Source organism: Rhodococcus sp. NPDC060084 (assembly GCF_042730335.1).
Taxonomy (GTDB): Bacteria; Actinomycetota; Actinomycetes; order Mycobacteriales; family Mycobacteriaceae; genus Rhodococcus.
In genome coordinates this window covers 1-17508 of the sequence record NZ_JBHWWX010000003.1, presented here as the reverse complement: position 1 = coordinate 17508, position 17508 = coordinate 1, and the positions used below count along the sequence as shown (strand labels likewise).

Below are 17508 nucleotides of genomic sequence, written 5' to 3'. Positions count from 1 at the left end.
CCGAGAGGACACAGGACATGAACTCGTTCTCCTCGTCGGCACTCTGGTTGATCCCCGCGATCCCACTGTTCGGGGCAGCGGTACTACTACTCGCGGGGCACCGCAGCGACAGGTGGGGTCACCTGCTCGGCTGCGGCACCGCACTCGTGTCGTTCGTACTCGGGGCGGTGGTGTTCGCGCAGATGCTCGGCACGGACGCCGACGCACGCAGCACCGGGCAGACCCTGTTCGAGTGGGTGTCCGTCGGCGGGCTGCAGGTCGACTTCGGGCTCCGGATCGACCAGCTGTCGGTGTGTTTCGTGCTGCTGATCACCGGGGTGGGGGCGCTGATCCACCTCTACTCGGTCGGATACATGGCTCACGACGCCGCCCGGCGGAAGTTCTTCGCGTACCTCAACCTGTTCCTCGCGGCGATGCTGGTGCTCGTTCTCGCCGACAACTTCCTCGTCCTGTACCTCGGCTGGGAGGGCGTGGGTCTCGCGTCGTACCTGCTGATCGGTTTCTGGCAGCACAAGCCCTCCGCGGCGACGGCCGCGAAGAAGGCGTTCGTGGTCAACCGCGTGGGAGACATGGGACTGCTCGTCGCGCTCATGATCATGTTCGCCACCTTCGGCTCCCTGGACTACGACACGGTGTTCGCTGCCGTACCGGACGCGAGCGAGGGGATCGTCACCGCGCTGGGCTTGATGCTGCTGCTCGCCGCATGCGCGAAATCGGCACAGCTGCCGCTGCAATCGTGGCTCGGCGACGCGATGGAAGGCCCGACTCCCGTCTCGGCGCTCATCCACGCGGCGACGATGGTCACCGCCGGCGTCTATCTCATCGTCCGGGCGAACACGGTCTTCGAGGCCGCGCCCGCCGCGCGGCTCGCCGTGGTGATCGTCGGCGCTGCCACGTTGTTGTTCGGCGCGATCATCGGCTGCGCGAAGGACGACATCAAGAAAGCGCTCGCCGCGTCCACGATGAGCCAGATCGGATACATGGTGCTCGCCGCCGGGCTGGGACCCGCGGGATGCGTCTTCGCGATCCTGCATCTGCTCACCCACGGATTCTTCAAGGCGGGGTTGTTCCTCGGCGCGGGCTCGGTGATGCACGCGATGAACGACGAGACCGACATGCGACGATTCGGCGGGCTGCGGACGGTCATGCCCATCACCTTCGCCACGTTCGGACTCGGATACCTCGCGATCATCGGGGTTCCGCCGTTCTCCGGGTTCTTCTCCAAGGACAAGATCATCGAGGTCGCCTTCGCCGAGGGCGGTGTGGGGGGAGCCGTACTGGGGAGTGCGGCGCTGCTCGGCGCGGGGCTGACCGCGTTCTACATGAGCCGCGTCATGATCATGACGTTCTTCGGAGAACGGCGGTGGGACGAACCTGTCGAACCGCACGAAGCACCGCGGATCATGACGTGGCCGATGATCGTGCTTGCGATCGGATCGGTGGCCGCGGGCGGTGCGCTGGTCGCCGGCGGGGCGCTCGAGCACTGGCTCGAACCGGTGGTGGGGGTCGCACCGCACGGCGGCGGGTTGCCGGTGTGGCTGGTCACGACGCTCACTCTCGCTGTGGTCGCCGTCGGAGTCGCCGTGGCGTACCGGCAGTACGCGACGCGGCCGGTGCCGGAATCCGCCCCGGTCGACGTGTCGTCGTTCACGACTGCCGCCCGCCGGGACCTCTACGGCGACACCGTGAACGAAGAGGTCTTCATGCGACCCGGGCAGGTGGCGGTGAGTGCGCTCGGTGAGGTCGAAAGCCGCGGAATCGACGGCACGATCGACGGAACGGCCGCCGTCGTCGGTGGTGTGTCCCGCCGGTTGCGTCGTCTTCAGACCGGGTTCGTCCGGTCGTACGCCCTCTACATGTTCGCGGGCGCGACGATCGTCGTCGGCGCCCTGATGCTGGTGAGACTGTGATGGGGGTGAAGCGCTCGTGACCACCGTGCCCTGGCTGACGATCCTGTGGGTCCTCCCGCTGATCGGCGCAGTGCTCGTCTTTTCTCTGCCTGCCCGGATGGCCTCCGGGGCGAGGATGCTCGGGCTCGGGGTGGCTGTCGCGGTCCTGCTCGTCGGTATCGGGCTGGCTGCCGGCTTCGATCCGTCCGGTGACCGTTTCCAGTTCGTCGAATCACAGCCGTGGATACCGTCTTTCGGTTCCGGATACCGGCTCGGCATCGACGGCATCGCCCTCGTGCTCGTCCTGCTCACAGCAGCCCTGGTGCCACTGCTCATGATGGCGGGGTGGAACGACGGCCGTGACTCCGACGAACGGGACGCCGACGAACGATATGCCCACGCTCGTGAGTCCGGCGACCGCGCAGAACGGTCACGGCCCCGCTCCGCGCACGCCTATGTCGCGCTGATACTGCTCGTCGAATCGATGGTGCTGGTCTCGTTCACGGCACTGGACGTGCTGCTGTTCTACGTGTTCTTCGAGGCCATGCTCATCCCGATGTACTTCCTCATCGCGGGTTTCGGAGGCCGGGGCAGCGACCGTGGTACCCGGTCGCGCGCCGCCGTGAAATTCCTGCTCTACAACCTGCTCGGTGGTCTCGTCATGCTCGCCGCCGTGGTCGGCCTCTACGTGGTGACCGCGCGGGCGGGACTGGGCAGCGACCCCGGGTTCGGCACCTTCGACATTCGGGTGATCACCGAGGCCGCAGCGGCCGGGGATCTCGGTGTCGCACCGGTCGTACTCAACTTCCTGTTCCTCGGTTTCATGGTTGCTTTCGCGGTCAAGGCGCCGCTGTGGCCGCTGCACGGATGGCTTCCCGACGCGGCGGTGCAGACCACCCCGGCGGCCGCGGTGCTCATGATGGCGGTGGTCGACAAGGTCGGCACCTTCGGCATGCTGCGGTACTGCCTGCAATTGTTTCCGGAAGCGTCGGTGTATTTCGCGCCCGTGGTGGTCACGCTGGCGGTCGTGGGAATCGTCTACGGCGCGATGCTCGCGATCGGCCAGACGGACGTGATGCGGCTGATCGCCTACACCTCCATCTCGCACTTCGGTTTCATCGTGCTCGGCATCTTCGCGATGACCGCGCAAGGCCAGACCGGGTCGACGCTGTACATGGTCAACCATGGCGTCTCGACCGCAGCATTGTTCCTCATCGCGGGATTCCTGGTCTCGCGCAGAGGTTCCCGTGCGATCGCCGCCTACGGCGGGGTGCAGAAGGTGGCTCCCGTCCTGGCCGGCACGTTCCTGGTCGCGGGCCTGGCGACGCTCTCGCTTCCCGGTCTGGCACCGTTCGTGAGCGAGTTCCTCGTCTTCGTCGGCACGTATCCCCGCTACCAGGCCGCCGCCGTGATCGCGACCGTGGCGCTGGTCCTCTCCGCCCTCTACATCCTGTGGCTGTACCAGCGCATGATGGGTGGCCCGGTCCGCGGCGACACGTCCGGTGACGCCGCACCGCACGGCACCCGCGTCACCGACCTGGTGCCGCGCGAAATCGCCGTGGTGGCACCGCTCATCGCTGTACTGCTGTTCCTCGGTCTCTACCCCCAGCCGGTACTCGACGTGATCACACCCGCGGTCGACGCCACGCTGATCTCCATCGACCTGGACCAACCCGAGCCGACCGTTCCGTCGGACAGTCCCGTAGCCGAGCACGGCTCGGGTGACGGCACCGAGGAAGGGGCCCACGAGTGATACTTCCCGACAGCGGAGCCGCGCTCGCACAGTCGTTGCCGGCGCCCGACATCGACTACGGCATGCTCGCGCCGATGCTGTTCGTATTCGCGGCTGCGGTCCTCGGAGTCCTCGTCGAGGCCTTCGTTCCGTCCCGGGCGCGATACGTCACGCACGTCGTACTGAGTCTCGGTGCACTGATCGCCGCACTCGTAGCGGTCGTGCTGCTGATCGGCACCCGAGGGTGGACGGTGGGCGGGGCAGTCGTGATCGACGGCGTCACGCTCTTCCTGCAGGGCTCGATCCTGGTGGTGTCGGTGCTGTCCATCGGGCTCGTCGCGGAACGCGGCGTCGAGACCGCGCCTCTCCCGGTACCCGACGGCGGGGGTGCGCCCCTGCGCACCGACGCATTCGCACCCCAAGCCGCCGCGCTGCCCGGCAGTGTCGCCGAGCGTGAGGCGACCGCGGCGGGAATCACCCGTACCGAGGTGTTTCCCCTGGCACTGTTCGCGATCGGCGGCATGCTGCTCTTTCCCGCGTCGGGCGACCTGCTCACCATGTTCGTCGCGCTCGAGGTCCTGTCGTTGCCGCTGTACCTGCTGTGCGGACTCGCCCGCCGGCGTCGGCTGCTCTCGCAGGAAGCGGCACTGAAATACTTTCTGCTCGGGGCGTTCTCGTCGGCGTTCTTCGTCTACGGAATCGCCCTCCTGTACGGCTACGCGGGCACGGTGCAACTGCCCGGGATCGCCTACGCGGTCACGGCGGGAATCGGAGACGAGACGGTCGCGCTGATCGGCGTCGGCCTGCTGTCGGTCGGGTTGCTGTTCAAAATCGGTGCGGTGCCGTTCCATTCGTGGACCCCGGACGTCTATCAGGGAGCGCCCACACCGATCACCGCCTTCATGGCCGCCGCGACGAAGATCGCCGCATTCGGTGCCCTCATGCGAGTGCTGTACGTCGCGGTGCCGGGCCTGAGCGACGACTGGCGCCCCATCCTGTGGGCCGTCGCCATCGCGACGATGCTCGTCGGGGCGGTGCTGGCGGTGACCCAAACCGACGTCAAGCGCATGCTCGCGTACTCGGCCATCAGCCATACGGGATTCGTGCTCACCGGCGTCGTGGCCTCGAACGCGGTCGGGGTGGCGGCCACACTGTTCTATCTGTTCGTCTACGCCGTGGGTGCCGTCGGCGTGTTCGCGGTGGTCAGCCTGGTCCGCGACCCGGACGGCGAGGCGTGGGATCTGTCCCGGTGGGCCGGTCTGGGCAGGAGGTATCCCGCCCTCGGCGCGGTGTTCGCGTTGTTCCTGCTCTCGCTCGCAGGTATCCCGCTCACCAGCGGGTTCATCGCGAAGTTCGCGGTGTTCGGTGCTGCGGTCGCGGGAGGCGCGGTCCCGTTGGTGATCGTCGGTGTACTGGCCAGTGCCATCGCCGCGTACTTCTACGTCAAGGTGATCGTGCTGATGTTCTTCAACGATCCACCCGAGTCGCCACCGGAGTTCGCGGCGACGAGCACGTCCACAGGTGCGGTGGTGGCGTTCGCGGCGGTCATCACCGTTCTGCTGGGCATCATGCCTTCCCCGGTGCTCTCCCTTGCGGAGCAAGCCGTCGGATTCCTGCAGTAGCGGTCCGACGATCACCCCTGCGGCGGGTCGTGAGCCCGACGATCAGAGCCGGTGCACGCGCTCCGACGACAGGTGATGCGACACCGGTGTGCCGGTGCGAGCGAGGTGCACAGGGTCGAGGTCGAGGCGGCGCAGCAACTGGGCGTTGAGGGCCACCACGATGGTGGAGATCGACATCAGGATGGCGGCGACCGCGGGTGAGATTGCGATCCCGGCGAAGGCCAGTACCCCGGCGGCGAGCGGCACGGCGACGACGTTGTAGCCGGCCGCCCAGACCAGGTTCTGCCACATCTTCCGGTAACTGGCGTGGGAGAGTTCGATGATCGACAGCACCGCCCGGGGGTCGTCGGCCGCGAGGACCACCCCGGCGGATTCGATGGCCACGTCGGTGCCGGCGCCGATGGCGACGCCGACGTCGGCGCGCGCCAGAGCGGGTGCGTCGTTGACGCCGTCGCCGACCATCGCGACGGTGCGACCGCGCTGCTGTAGTTCGGCGACCTCGGCGTCCTTGTTCTCGGGCAATACCTCGGCGAACACCTCGTCGATGCCGAGGTCTGCGGCCACGGCTTCCGCGACCTGCCGGGCGTCGCCCGTGATCATCGCGACATCGATTCCGCGGGCGTGCAGAGCGTCGATCGCCTGCCGGGATTCGTCGCGGACCGCATCTTCGAGCGCCACGGCGCCGAGCACGCGGCCTGCGAGCACGACGTGCAGGACCGCTGCGCCGCGCCGGACCCAGCCACGGGTGACTCCGGCGACGTCGTCGGGCACCGACAACCGTAGGTCGGAGAGCATCGCCGGGCCACCGACGATCACTTCCGTGCCGTCGACGAGCGCACGCACCCCGCGCCCCGGCAAGGAACGGAAATCCGTGGCGCCCAGACGGTCGGGCGCGGCGACCCGGTCGTCGGCCGCAGCCACGATCGCACGGGCCACGGGATGTTCACTGTCCGCTTCGACTGCGGCGGCCAGGGCGAGCAGGTACGCGTCGCCGGTGTCCGCCGTGGTGGCGACCCCCGTGACGCGCGGGCGGCCTTCGGTCAGCGTGCCGGTCTTGTCGAACAGAACCACATCGACAGTGCGCATGCGTTCCAGCGCGAGCCGGTCCTTGACCAGCACCCCGGCCTGCGCGGCCCGCGTGGTGGAAATGGCGATCACGAGTGGAATGGCAAGACCCAGAGCATGAGGACAGGCGATGACGAGAACGGTGACGGTGCGGACCACGGCCTCGTCGAAGTTCCCCAGCAGCGACCAGATCAGGAACGTCAGCACGCCCGCGCCGGCAGCGAAGTAGAACAGGAACGCAGCAGCCTTGTCCGCGAGCGCTTGGGCACGGGAAGAGGAGGCCTGGGCGTCGGCAACCAGACGCTGGATACCGGCCAGTGCGGTGTCGTCGCCGACCGCGGTGACCCGCAATCGCAGGGCGCTGTCGGTGGTGACGGTACCCGCGACCACCGTGTCGCCGGCGCTTCGGGCGACAGTCTTGGATTCGCCGGTGATCATCGACTCGTCGACCTCTGCACGCCCCTCGACGACGGTGCCGTCGGCGGGCACGCGGGCTCCGGCGCGCACCAGCACCAGATCGCCGGTGGACAACTCGCTGAGGGGGACTTCGCGGGTCCCGTCGTCGGTGATCTTCTCCGCGGTGTCCGGGAGCATCGCCGCCAACGCTTCGAGGGCTCCGGACGCCGATCCCAGGGCGCGCATCTCCAGCCAGTGCCCCAGCAGCATGATCACGATCAGCAGGGCCAGTTCCCACCAGAAGTCCAGTTCGAACCCACCGATTCCGAGCGTGGTGACCCACGATGCGACGAACGCGACGGTGATCGCCATGGCGATCAGCAGCATCATTCCCGGCCGGCGGGAGCGCAGTTCGGCCCAGCCCCCGGTGAGGAAGGGCATACCCCCGTAGAAGAAGATCACCGTGCCCAGAACGGGCGGAATCCACGAGGCGCCCGGGAAATCCGGCAGGTGGTAGCCGAGCAGGTCGGCGACCATGTGGCTGAATGCGACCACGGGCACAGACAGGACGAGGCTGATCCAGAATCGGCGGCGGAACATCGCGGCGTGACCGGCATGTCCCATATGCCCGCCGTGGTCGGCGTGTCCGGTGTGACCGCCCTGTTCCGCGTGGGCCGGATGCTCGCCGTGGGTGACGTGCTCGGCGTGCGTGGCCGTGGCCGAGTCCGGATGGGAGTGACCGGGTTCCGGATGCGACATGAGTCTCCTCCCGACCTGCGGATCGATCTGCCGCCGCGCGGACCGCCACCGAAAGTCCCGGCGGATGTGCACGGGCGCTCCGATCGATTGTGCGCCCGGAGCGCCGACCTCGGGACGGGTTGGGCGACTCCGTCGGCTGCGGGTCGTTGCACCGACCCCGGGTGGGGTGCTGTCATCGAACACACGATCTACGGGAGGGGCAGAGGTGACTGCCGTCGAGGAGTTCGAAGACCTGCGTCCACTGCTCTTCGCCATCGCCTACCGCATCCTCGGGAGCGTCGCGGAGGCCGAGGACGCCGTCCAGGAAACCTGGGTGCGATACGACGCATCCGGAACACTGCCGGAGTCGCCTCGAGCGTTCCTGTCCACGGTCGTCACGAGGGTGTCGATCAACGTGCTCGAATCGGCCCGCGCGCGCCGCGAACAGTATGTGGGGGAGTGGCTTCCGGAGCCGATACTCGACGAGCCCTACGACGATCCGCAGCGCTCGGCAGAGCTGACGGAATCGGTGTCGATGGCGGCGCTCGTCCTGCTCGAGCGCCTGACCCCCCTCGAGCGCGCCGTCTTCGTGTTACGTGAAGCATTCGGATTCGGTTTTGCCGAGATCGCCGACATCGTCGACCGATCGGAGGCGGCGTGCAGGCAGCTTGCGGTGCGAGCACGCCGTCACGTCGACCGCGGCGCGGCACGATTCGATGCCGATCCGCATGCCCACGAACAGCTCACCGCGCGATTTCTCACGGCGTTTCAGGACGGTGACGTCGACGGCATGCGCGACCTGCTGGCCGCCGACGTGCACCTTGTGGCCGACAGCGGCGGCAACGCGCCGGCGGTGCGGAGGGTTGTCGTCGGCGACGACAAGGTCATGCGTTTGCTCGCCTCGTATGTGGCGCCCATGGCGCAGATCGGCATGGTGCTCGAGCCTCGAAACATCAACCGGCATCCAGGTGTGATCGTGCGCGACAACAGCGGTGCCATCGTGCAGGTCATGTCTTTCGACATCGCCGACGGAAAGATCGGCGCAGTCCGGGTCGTGATCAACCCGGACAAACTCGTGCACCTCGGGCGGGTCGCGGACGTACGCGCGCTCGCGCAGCAGCTCCGCGACCTGCAACGACCGTGAACCCGCCGGGCCCGATTCTCTGCAACCGTGTCACAAACACCGATCCTGTCTTGTCTTCGATGACGAGGGCTCGACACAGAGCCACGTAGGGATCGGAGAAATCATGTCTCAGCCACGCCCCCGCGTCGTCGTGATCGGCGGCGGATACGCCGGAGCTGCCGCAGCCGGTCGCATGAGCCGGAAGGCGGCGGTCACCGTGATCAATCCTCGGCCGCACTTCGTCGAACGGACCCGGCTCCATCAGTTCGCAGTCGGAAACCATCATGCTTCCGGCGACTACCGCACACTCCTGGGGAAAGGAACACAACTGCTGGTCGATACCGTGACACGCATCGAATCCCGCACGCGGACAGTTCATCTCGCCACCGACGACTCCGTCGGGTACGACTACCTGATCTACGCCGTGGGGAGCACCGCGACACGGCGGGCCACCGTGCCGGGGGTCGAAGAATTCGCCTACCCGGTAGCGGAATTCGAGCACGCAGAGCGCCTTCGGCACGCCCTGAACACGCTCGACGCCGAGGCGGTGATCACGGTGGTCGGCGCAGGGCTCACCGGTCTCGAAACAGCCGGGGAACTCGCCGAGCAAGGCCGTCGGGTCCGTCTCGTGTGCAGCGGTGTCATCGGCCCGGTGCTGACCGGGAGAGCACGCCGCGCCACGCACGAACGTCTGTCGAACCTGCACGTCGAGGTCCACGAGAATGCACGTGTGGTCCGGGTCGGCCCGGATGAGTTGGCGCTCGGGGACGGTACGGTTCTGCCCAGCGCGGTCACCGTCTGGACCGCCGGATTCGGGGTTCCCCAACTCGCCCGCGCGAGCGGGTTCCGCACGGATACGCTCGGCCGGATCCTCACCGACGAGACACTGACGAGCATCGACGACGATCGTGTGATCGCCGCAGGAGATTGCGCAGCCCCCTCGGGCGACCCGGTGCGGATGGCATGCCAGTCTGCACTTCCGATGGGACTCACCGCGGCCGATACGGTTCTCAGCCGTATCGCGGGCGAGGAACCCGCGACGCTCGACCTCGGATTCAACGGCATCGGTATCAGCCTGGGACGACGCTCGGGCGTCGTCCAGTTCCACGAGCGGGACGACACCCCGAAGGATCGAGCATTTGCCGGCCGGATTGCCCTGTCGATCAAGGATCTCGGGCTGAAAGCCGCCATGGCGGGCCTTCGCGTGGAGGCACTACGTCCGGGCACCGTTGCCTTGCCGGGAGGCGGCCGGCATCCCTCCGATACCCAGGCGCGTACCGCTGACCCTGCTCACGCTGCCACCGAGGACAGCGCTCCGTTCTCCGACACGCGCTGACAAAAGGGTCGCCGGCGCGCGGCGCGTTGCGTGACCGGACGACGGTGAGGGCCCGGGGTGCCATGGCACGGCCCGGGCAGGGGAGTCAGCGCATCCACAGTCGCGGCTCGCGGTACCGCCCGGCGCCCACCTGCGGCGCGACGATGTCGTCGAACGCGTCGATCAGGTGCTCGGGAAACCATCGGGGATCGGTGTCCGCGGTGGTCGCCACCACCGTCAGTTGACGCTCGCGTGCCGTGACCGCCAGGTCGGTGAGCGCGACACGGGATTGGGCGCCCAGCGCCGCGACCGTGGCTGCGAGGTCGGCCACGAGCAACAGGCGAGGCCGCACCACCACGCCGGCTGCGAGGTCGGTGACCACCCGGGACATCTGTGCGGGTGTCACGGCGGAAAGGCACGCAGCGGTCTGCCGGGCATCGAGCCCCGTCAGCCAGCCGTGCCGACGGTGCGGATCGAGCACGACCACGTCATGCGTGCCACACGACAGGGCGTTCATGGCCGCCAGGTCGAGGGCGACGCTGGGCGGGGCGAGTCGCTCGTCGCGCGCGATGAGGAGATTGCGCCCGGCCGACAGATCCCAGGACACCGGCATGCCCGCACTGTCGCGGCCGAACGGAATCAGGGTCCGGCGGGCGGGGGCGGCCGCAGTGCATGTAGATGCGCCGCGCGGCAGCCCGTCGCCCGGCGCTCGCGCCGGGCGTGCGGGGGCAGCGCCGGAACAAGCTCGGGGTGCGGGGGGAATGACCGGCGGCGTCATGGTGGGAGTCCGTTCCGTGTCGGTGAGGTGCGAGGCAATCTCCGATACGGCGCAACCCTAGACGGGACCTCCGACAGAATCCGGGCCCGCTCCCGTGAGCGGGACTGCCGCGATGCGTGCCATGCCCGGTGGCGAGCACACCGCGACGTGCGCTATTGCGGCGGTGCCAGCGGTTCCAGTTCGAAAGCCGGATGCAGGTGTGCCTCGGCTTCGAATCTTTCCGCGGGCGCGTTCTTCTCGGCGCGGAAATAGTCCCGGGTAGCCGAGGCGACGGCGACATAGTGCTTCAGGACGGGTCCTGCCTCGTGTGCCGAGATTTCCCGCACGGAATAGTCGTGGCTGCGGAACCTGCGCGTCAGACGGACGTGGCCCGCGGCGCGGGCGTTGTGAACCCAGGGAACCGCGCCGTACGGCGCGACCAGCCAGCGCCGGCCGTCGTGCCGGACGACCGTCACCGGGTTGGTGCGAGGTCGGCCCGTGTGCCGGCCCCGGGTGGTCAGCAGGTGGGTGTGGGGCACGACGCCGGCGCGTACCAGCGCACTCATGACAGTGTTCTCGAGGCGATGCGCGCGACCCCGGCTGTAGGTCCGGATCTTCCGTGGTTGCCCGTCGGAAGCGGACGGGTCGCGCGGGTCTGCATTCATGGTGTGCCTCCTGCGCTTTCGAGCCGCGCACAGCCCGCCGGGGAGTGTAGGTGGGTCTATTCGTGTGGGGGTTCGCCGGTTACGACATGGTCGGCGTGGTTCATGCCTTCGCGGACCAGGCGGGCGAGGTGCCCGTCACGGATGCGGTAGATCACGCGCCGGCCTTCCTTGCGGGTGTCGACGAGGCCGGTGAAGCGCAGTTTGGCCAGGTGTTGACTGACTGCGGTGCGGGAGCCCCTGCACGCATCGGTCAGAGCGGTGACGTCGGCTTCGCCGTGCGTGAGCAGCCAGAGAATATGGAAGCGGGTCGGGTCGGCGAGCATCCGGAATGTAGAAGTTGCTGCGTCGAGCCGCTCCTGGTCCGGCGCGACCGGGTGGCTCAGGCTCGCGGACCGTTGCGGCGCTTCGATTCCCGGCTTCATCGCTCACGCCCTTCCTGCCGGCACCGGCTCGGTGATCGGTTCGGTGCGCGCCGGCCATGCCCGGGCAGCAACGAGTCCTGCGAGTGTAGCGAGAACGGCGAGGGTGATTGCCGCTATCGGCTGGCTTACGGTGGCCCCGACCCAGCCCGCGATCGTGTAGGTGAAGAAGAAGCAGGCGTGCGAGAGCGAGAACTGCGCGGTGAACACCGCACCCCGGTTCTCCGGCTCGGATTCGAACCGCAGCAGCCGCGCCGACGGCGTGTTGATCAACGACGTACCCATGCCCAAGACCAGCCAGGTCCCTGCGAGCAACGCCCACCCGGCGCCGCGGCCCGCGTCGGCGACAAGCAGCGCGACCGTCGCCGTCAGTCCGATCGGCAGGAGGGCCGCGCCCGTGAGCATCACCCGCCGGTCCGGGATCCGGGCGAGCAGGCGGGGCAGCGTCAATGCCACCAGCATCGACCCGCCTCCGTAGATACCGAGTGCAATCGCAACCCCGGTGTTCGAGCCGCCGAGGAGTTCGCGGACGTAGACGACGGTGTTGACCAGGACCAGCCCGGTCGCTGCCGCGACCGACAGGTTCAGTGCGAGAAGGCCCCTCAGCCGCGGCCGGGAGAACATCACCCGCGCGCCGAGGGTGACCCGCTGCACCAGCGGGACCGAACGATCGGCGGGCGCGATCATCGGCAGAGTCGTGGAGACCACCAGCAGCGCAGAGGCGGCGAACCCGGCAACGGTACCGAGGAACAGATAGTTGTAGGTCACCACCGACAGCAGCGCCGCTGCGAGTATCGGGCTCAGCAGCGACTCGAGGTCGTAGGCCAGCCGCGAGAGGGAAAGCCCCCGGGTGTAGTCGTCCTCGTCGACGAGCACCGACGGGATCACCGACTGGAACGCGGGTGTGAACGTCGCCGACGCCGACTGCAACACGAAGATCAGCACGTAGATCTGCCACGGCTGATCGACGAACGGCAACGCCAGTGCGATCACCGCACGCACCACATCCGCACCCACCAGGAGCGCCCGCCGCGGCACGTGATCGGTCAGGGCCGAGATCACCGGTGCGATCACCACGTACGCGACCATCTTGATCGCCAGTGCCGTGCCCAATACCGCGCCGGCCTGGGTGCCGGCCAGGTCGTATGCGAGTAGGCCGAGCGCGACGGTCAGCAGGCCGGTGCCGACGAGCGCGACCACCTGCGCGGCGAACAATCGGCGGAACGTGCGGTTCCGCAGGGTCGCGAGCACCCGGCTACCTCCTGAACCATTTTCCTACTGTCCACGATACGCCAACAGGTGCGCACTTGCGCACATGTGGTGAGAGAATTGCGCGAATGATCCAGTCTCTACAACTGTGGCCGATGAGTTCGCCGCGGGTTGCGAGTCCGTGTTGTCGAGACCCGGACGAAAGGCGACGACGATGCGCAAAGTAATTCTGTCTGTCATGACAACACTCGACGGCTTCACGGCGGGACCGAACGGAGAGCTCGAGTGGATCGACGTCGCGGACGACGAACTGGACACTCGCATCGCCGAGTTGCTTGCCGGGATCGACGGCATGTTCTTCGGGCGCGTGGCCTATGAACTTCTGGCGCAGCATTGGCCCGCCGCCGAGAACTCGAGCAGGGAAATCGAAGCCGAGCAGGCGCGGCGGATGAACTCGCTGCCGAAGTACGTGCTCTCGCGTTCGTCACTCACCACCGACTGGGGCCCGGCCCGGCGGGTCGGCGACGACCTCCCACGGGAGGTCGCGCAGATGAAGGAACAGCCCGGTAAGGACTTGGCACTCTTCGCCGGGGCGACCGCGATCTCTGCCTTCGCTTCCCACGATCTGATCGACGAATACCGGCTGATGGTCTTCCCGGTGCTGCTCGACAAGGGAATGCCGCTTCCTCCCCTGGGGTGCCGAAATCTGCGATTGGTGGAGTCGAAAACGTTCGCGCGGTCCGGCGTCGTTCTGCTCCGCTATCTTCCTCGGGCGGAGGAGCCGACTGCGTAGGGGTTCTCCGACTTGTAGAAGCAGTGGTCTGTCGGCCCGGTGCGATTCGGGCGAATGAAGCGGATCGGCGGCGATGATTCGTACCTCGACAGCGGAGCTGACGGACTCACGGACTGTGCGATGTCCGCGGCGATCCTCCTCATGGAGCGCACTTCGGGGCGCGGCATCGTGCACCAGGGAGCGCTCCGAAGCGTGCAGTCCGAGAACATCTTCCGTCCCGGAGCCGTCACGGAACGGACTCCACGAGCAGGACCCGCGCCGCTTCCTTCGCATGGCGGGCAGGCTCGGGCGACCGCGTCCGGGTGTCATCCTCCGCGCGTATCCCGCCGCAACCATCGGTGCGCTCACCATCGCCGAACTGCTCGCCCCCTCGCAGACCGCTGCGGCGCTGTCGGCCGTGACTGCCGTCGCCGTCACGGTGTTTCTCCGCGCTCCTCACGTACCGGCGGCGCTGTGCGCTGGCGGAATAGGACTCGCCGATCCCGGTTTCGCATATTTGTGGCAGACCCTCGTGCCCGCGTTGGTGATCGTGCTGCTCGGTGCCGAAATGGCCGGGCGTATCGTGCCAGGATTTTCTTATCCACCCGAGGGAGCGCGCCGTTTATGGGGCCCGGTCGAATTGGACCGGATCCTTAGGTTCCGAATGCGCGCACAGTCGAAGTGAGCCCGACCGCCGCGCGACACCTCACTGTGCGGCGGGGCGGCCCGGCGCTCAGAGCCGCCGCATCACCGACACCACCTTGCCCAGCACGACCGCGTTGTCGCCGTCGATCACCGAGTATGCGGCGTTGCGGGGTTCGAGATAGACGTGACCGCTGCGGCGCCGGAAAACCTTCACGGTCGCCTCGCCGTCGATCATCGCCGCCACGATCTCTCCGGAGTGGGCCTCGTCCTGGCGACGGACGACGACGACATCGCCGTCGCAGATCGCGGCGTCGATCATCGATTCCCCGCGTACGCGCAAGCCGAACACGGTGCCGGTGCCGACGAGTTCGCGGGGGAGATCGAGCACCTCGTCGGGATGCTCCTCGGCGAGGATCGGTGTGCCGGCCGCGATGTCGCCGACGACGGGCACCGACACCCTGTTGTCGGACGATCGGCCCGCCGACGATCCGGCGAGGAAGGGTCGCACATCGAGTTGGCGTGCCATCGCGGAGCCACGGCGCAGGAAACCCGCATCCTCGAGGAGTCGCAGATGCTTCGACACCGTCGACGTCGATTTCAGGCCGACCGCATCGGCGATCTGCCGGGTGCTCGGGGCGGAACCGTGGGAGGCCACCCAATCCCTGATGGTCGCCAGAATCAGTTGCTGGCGATGGGGAAGGGCGGAGGCGTCGAGGCCGCCGAACATATCGAGATCGTCGTAACCGGTCACCCGGCGATCCTAGGGGAGTGGGCGGACTCCTGAAACGGGCGATGGTGCGGGACCACGCAGGTGGTGCCGCACCATCATTCGTCGACCGGTGTGGTGGTGCCCTCGGTGAGACTCGAACTCACACTGCACGGGTTTTGAATCCGTTTCCTCTGCCAATTGGGATACGAGGGCGTGCTTGCGGAGACCACTGTAAGGGATCAGGCGTGGCGGTCAAACACCGGTACCCTTCAATCGTTCCACCCCTTCGCGGGGGCCGCCAGAGCACGATGGGAAGGGCCGATCATGACAACCGCGCCGCACGACAGCACCGCAACCCCCCGGAGGGTCGTCGTTGCGGAAGACGAGACGCTGATCAGGCTCGACCTGGTGGAAATGCTGCGCGAAGAAGGGTACGACGTCGTCGGGGAGGCGGGCGACGGCCAGCGGGCGGTGGAACTGGCAGAGGAACTCTCGCCCGACCTCGTGATCATGGACGTGAAGATGCCTCGCCGGGACGGGATCGACGCAGCGTCGGAGATCGCGCAGCGCCGCATCGCGCCTGTGGTTATTCTCACAGCCTTCAGCCAGCGCGACCTCGTCGAACGTGCTCGCGACGCCGGAGCGATGGCCTATCTGGTCAAGCCGTTCTCCAAGAGCGACCTCGTTCCCGCGATCGAGGTGGCGGTGAGCCGGTTCGCCGAATTGCGCGAACTCGAACGTGAAGTTGCCGGGCTGTCGGAGCGATTCGAGGCCCGCAAGCTCATCGATCGCGCCAAGGGCCTGCTCATGGCGAAGCACGCAATGACCGAACCGGAGGCCTTCCGGTGGATCCAGCGTGCCGCGATGGACCGGCGGACCACCATGAAACAGGTCGCCGAGGTCATCGTCGACACCCTTGGTTCCGAAGCGGCCGGCTGAGCCTCGGCTCGTTACGTCCGGATCAATTCTCCTGCCTGAAATATAACGGTCGGGTCACAACGATTTCGGCTGTGTTCGAATCGTCACTTCTCCGGCTATGTTTCGACGACATCCGGCGCATCAGCCGGGGGGACAGGCGATTGAAGGAGAGTTGGATGGCAAAACGGACCTATGTCCGCGCCGCTGCGGTTCTCGGTGCTGTGACACTCGCACTCGCGGGTTGTAGCTCGGACAGCGACGATTCCACGAGTGGTTCTGCCGAGGGCGGTGGTTCCGCGACTGCCACGACTGTCGACACCGACTGCGAACCCGAACAGGCCACGCCCGGGGCGACCCCGGCGACCGGCCCGCTGAAGATCGGCACCCTGCTCCCCGAGACGGGCAGCCTCGCGTTCCTCGGTCCGCCGGAGGTCGCGGCGGTGCGCCTGGCAGTAGACGAGATCAATGCCGCCGGTGGCGTCCTGGACCAGCCCGTGGAGCTGATCCCGGGCGACTCGGGCGACACCACCACCGATACAGCGAACGCCACCGTCGACCGGGAACTCGCCGCTGGTACCCAGGTGATCATCGGTGCGGCGTCGTCGTCGGTCTCGCTCAAGGTGATCGACAAGATCGCCAGCGCGGGCGTGGTCATGTTTTCGCCTGCCAACACGTCCGATCAGTTCGTGTGTTACGCCGACGGCGGCATGTACTTCCGTACTGCGCCCACGGACTCCCTGCAGGCGCAGGCACTCGCTCAGCTCATCGCCGAGGACGGCGCTCAGCGCGTCTCGATCCTCGCACTGAACGACCCGTACGGCACGGGCCTGGCCGAGAACACCGTGACGAACCTCGTCGACGCCGGTATCCCGGAAGACCAGATCCAGAAGATCATCTACGACCCCAACGCGCAGTCCTTCAACGCCGAGGTCGACCAGGTTGCCAACTTCGGCCCCGACGCCGTGGCGCTCATCGGGTTCGAGGAATCGGCCAAGATCATCACGCGTATGGCCGAGGTCGGCATCGGCCCGTCCGACGGCATGGCGGTCTTCGGTGTCGACGGGAACATGGGCAACGCGCTCGGCGACAGTGTCGCCGACGGCCTGCTCGCGGGTATGGCCGGCACGACCCCTCTCACCGACACCGGTGAGGCCTTCCAGCAGCGTCTGCTCGAGGTCGACCCCGCGCTCATCGACTTCAACTACGCCGGAGAGTCTTACGACGCAGCTGTCGTGTCGGCGCTCGCCGCCGAGGTGGCCGGCTCCACCGCCGGCGTCGACATCGCGGCGAACATCAACGCGGTCACCAAGGACGGCGAGAAGTGCACGACCTTCCAGCAGTGCAAGGACCTCCTCGCATCGGGACAGGACATCGACTACGACGGCGCGACCGGCGAGCTGTCGTTCGTGGATGCCGGTGAGCCCGGAGTCGGTTCGTACGGCCGTCTCGTCTTCGGACCCGACAACACCTTGACGACCGAGGATTACATCGTCGTGGGTGGCTGACAGACGCAGGAAACATACGACGGGGCCGG

At 67.5% G+C, this 17508-nt stretch carries 15 protein-coding genes and 1 tRNA gene; 9 read left to right on the top strand and 7 right to left on the bottom strand.

Annotated features, from left to right (window positions below):
- Window positions 1-17: 17 nt before the first annotated feature.
- From nuoL to nuoN, 3 genes are read left to right on the top strand one after another with little or no spacing between them, the layout of a single operon-like run.
- The gene (gene nuoL, locus ACFWBU_RS02540; protein ID WP_378527380.1) at window positions 18-1910 is read left to right on the top strand and encodes an NADH-quinone oxidoreductase subunit L; all 1893 of its coding nucleotides are present in this window, start codon (window positions 18-20) and stop codon (window positions 1908-1910) included.
- Window positions 1911-1926: 16 nt separating this feature from the next.
- Complete coding sequence (locus ACFWBU_RS02535; RefSeq protein ID WP_378527379.1) at window positions 1927-3642, top strand: NADH-quinone oxidoreductase subunit M; 1716 nt, start codon at window positions 1927-1929, stop codon at window positions 3640-3642.
- Window positions 3639-5243: an NADH-quinone oxidoreductase subunit NuoN gene (gene nuoN / locus ACFWBU_RS02530; RefSeq protein WP_378527377.1), complete on the top strand. Its 1605-nt coding sequence runs from the start codon at window positions 3639-3641 to the stop codon at window positions 5241-5243. The genes ACFWBU_RS02535 and nuoN overlap by 4 nt, the downstream gene beginning before the upstream one ends.
- A 42-nt stretch (window positions 5244-5285) precedes the next feature.
- Here nuoN and ACFWBU_RS02525 read toward each other — a convergent pair whose 3' ends face one another.
- Window positions 5286-7328 carry a heavy metal translocating P-type ATPase gene (locus ACFWBU_RS02525; RefSeq protein ID WP_378527473.1) on the bottom strand — a complete coding sequence of 681 codons (2043 nt, stop codon included), beginning with the start codon at window positions 7326-7328 and terminating at the stop codon, window positions 5286-5288.
- A gap of 340 nt (window positions 7329-7668) precedes the next feature.
- Between ACFWBU_RS02525 and ACFWBU_RS02520 the strand changes: the two genes are divergently transcribed.
- Window positions 7669-8586: an RNA polymerase sigma-70 factor gene (locus tag ACFWBU_RS02520; protein ID WP_169652906.1), complete on the top strand. Its 918-nt coding sequence runs from the start codon at window positions 7669-7671 to the stop codon at window positions 8584-8586.
- 103 nt (window positions 8587-8689) lie between these two features.
- The gene (locus ACFWBU_RS02515) at window positions 8690-9901 is read left to right on the top strand and encodes an NAD(P)/FAD-dependent oxidoreductase (RefSeq protein ID WP_169652905.1); all 1212 of its coding nucleotides are present in this window, start codon (window positions 8690-8692) and stop codon (window positions 9899-9901) included.
- Between the two features lie 85 nt (window positions 9902-9986).
- Here ACFWBU_RS02515 and ACFWBU_RS02510 read toward each other — a convergent pair whose 3' ends face one another.
- The 4 genes from ACFWBU_RS02510 to ACFWBU_RS02495 form a co-directional block, all read right to left on the bottom strand.
- Window positions 9987-10493 carry a hypothetical protein gene (locus tag ACFWBU_RS02510; RefSeq protein WP_378527376.1) on the bottom strand — a complete coding sequence of 169 codons (507 nt, stop codon included), beginning with the start codon at window positions 10491-10493 and terminating at the stop codon, window positions 9987-9989.
- A 317-nt stretch (window positions 10494-10810) separates the two neighbouring features.
- Complete coding sequence (locus tag ACFWBU_RS02505; RefSeq protein WP_378527374.1) at window positions 10811-11302, bottom strand: nitroreductase family deazaflavin-dependent oxidoreductase; 492 nt, start codon at window positions 11300-11302, stop codon at window positions 10811-10813.
- Between the two features lie 56 nt (window positions 11303-11358).
- A complete protein-coding gene (locus ACFWBU_RS02500; protein WP_169620036.1) occupies window positions 11359-11724 on the bottom strand; it encodes a metalloregulator ArsR/SmtB family transcription factor in 366 nt (121 codons plus the stop codon).
- 3 nt (window positions 11725-11727) lie between these two features.
- On the bottom strand, window positions 11728-12972 hold the full coding sequence (locus ACFWBU_RS02495) for an MFS transporter (protein ID WP_378527373.1): 1245 nt from the start codon (window positions 12970-12972) through the stop codon (window positions 11728-11730).
- A gap of 172 nt (window positions 12973-13144) precedes the next feature.
- Here ACFWBU_RS02495 and ACFWBU_RS02490 point away from each other — a divergent pair, with 172 nt between their 5' ends.
- Both ACFWBU_RS02490 and ACFWBU_RS02485 read left to right on the top strand, forming a co-directional pair.
- Window positions 13145-13723, top strand: coding sequence for a dihydrofolate reductase family protein (locus ACFWBU_RS02490; protein WP_296549710.1), 579 nt, complete (start codon window positions 13145-13147; stop codon window positions 13721-13723).
- A gap of 271 nt (window positions 13724-13994) precedes the next feature.
- The gene (locus tag ACFWBU_RS02485) at window positions 13995-14387 is read left to right on the top strand and encodes a hypothetical protein (RefSeq protein ID WP_169620033.1); all 393 of its coding nucleotides are present in this window, start codon (window positions 13995-13997) and stop codon (window positions 14385-14387) included.
- A gap of 48 nt (window positions 14388-14435) precedes the next feature.
- Here the strand turns inward: ACFWBU_RS02485 and lexA are convergent, their stop codons facing one another.
- Entirely contained in the window at window positions 14436-15074 is a 639-nt protein-coding gene (lexA, locus tag ACFWBU_RS02480; RefSeq protein ID WP_206036664.1) for a transcriptional repressor LexA, read from the bottom strand.
- A 118-nt stretch (window positions 15075-15192) separates the two neighbouring features.
- Window positions 15193-15269 (bottom strand) — tRNA-Leu (locus tag ACFWBU_RS02475).
- A 111-nt stretch (window positions 15270-15380) separates the two neighbouring features.
- Between ACFWBU_RS02475 and ACFWBU_RS02470 the strand changes: the two genes are divergently transcribed.
- Window positions 15381-15995: an ANTAR domain-containing response regulator gene (locus tag ACFWBU_RS02470; protein ID WP_169620031.1), complete on the top strand. Its 615-nt coding sequence runs from the start codon at window positions 15381-15383 to the stop codon at window positions 15993-15995.
- A 155-nt stretch (window positions 15996-16150) separates the two neighbouring features.
- The gene (locus ACFWBU_RS02465; protein WP_378527372.1) at window positions 16151-17479 is read left to right on the top strand and encodes an ABC transporter substrate-binding protein; all 1329 of its coding nucleotides are present in this window, start codon (window positions 16151-16153) and stop codon (window positions 17477-17479) included.
- Window positions 17480-17508 lie beyond the last annotated feature (29 nt).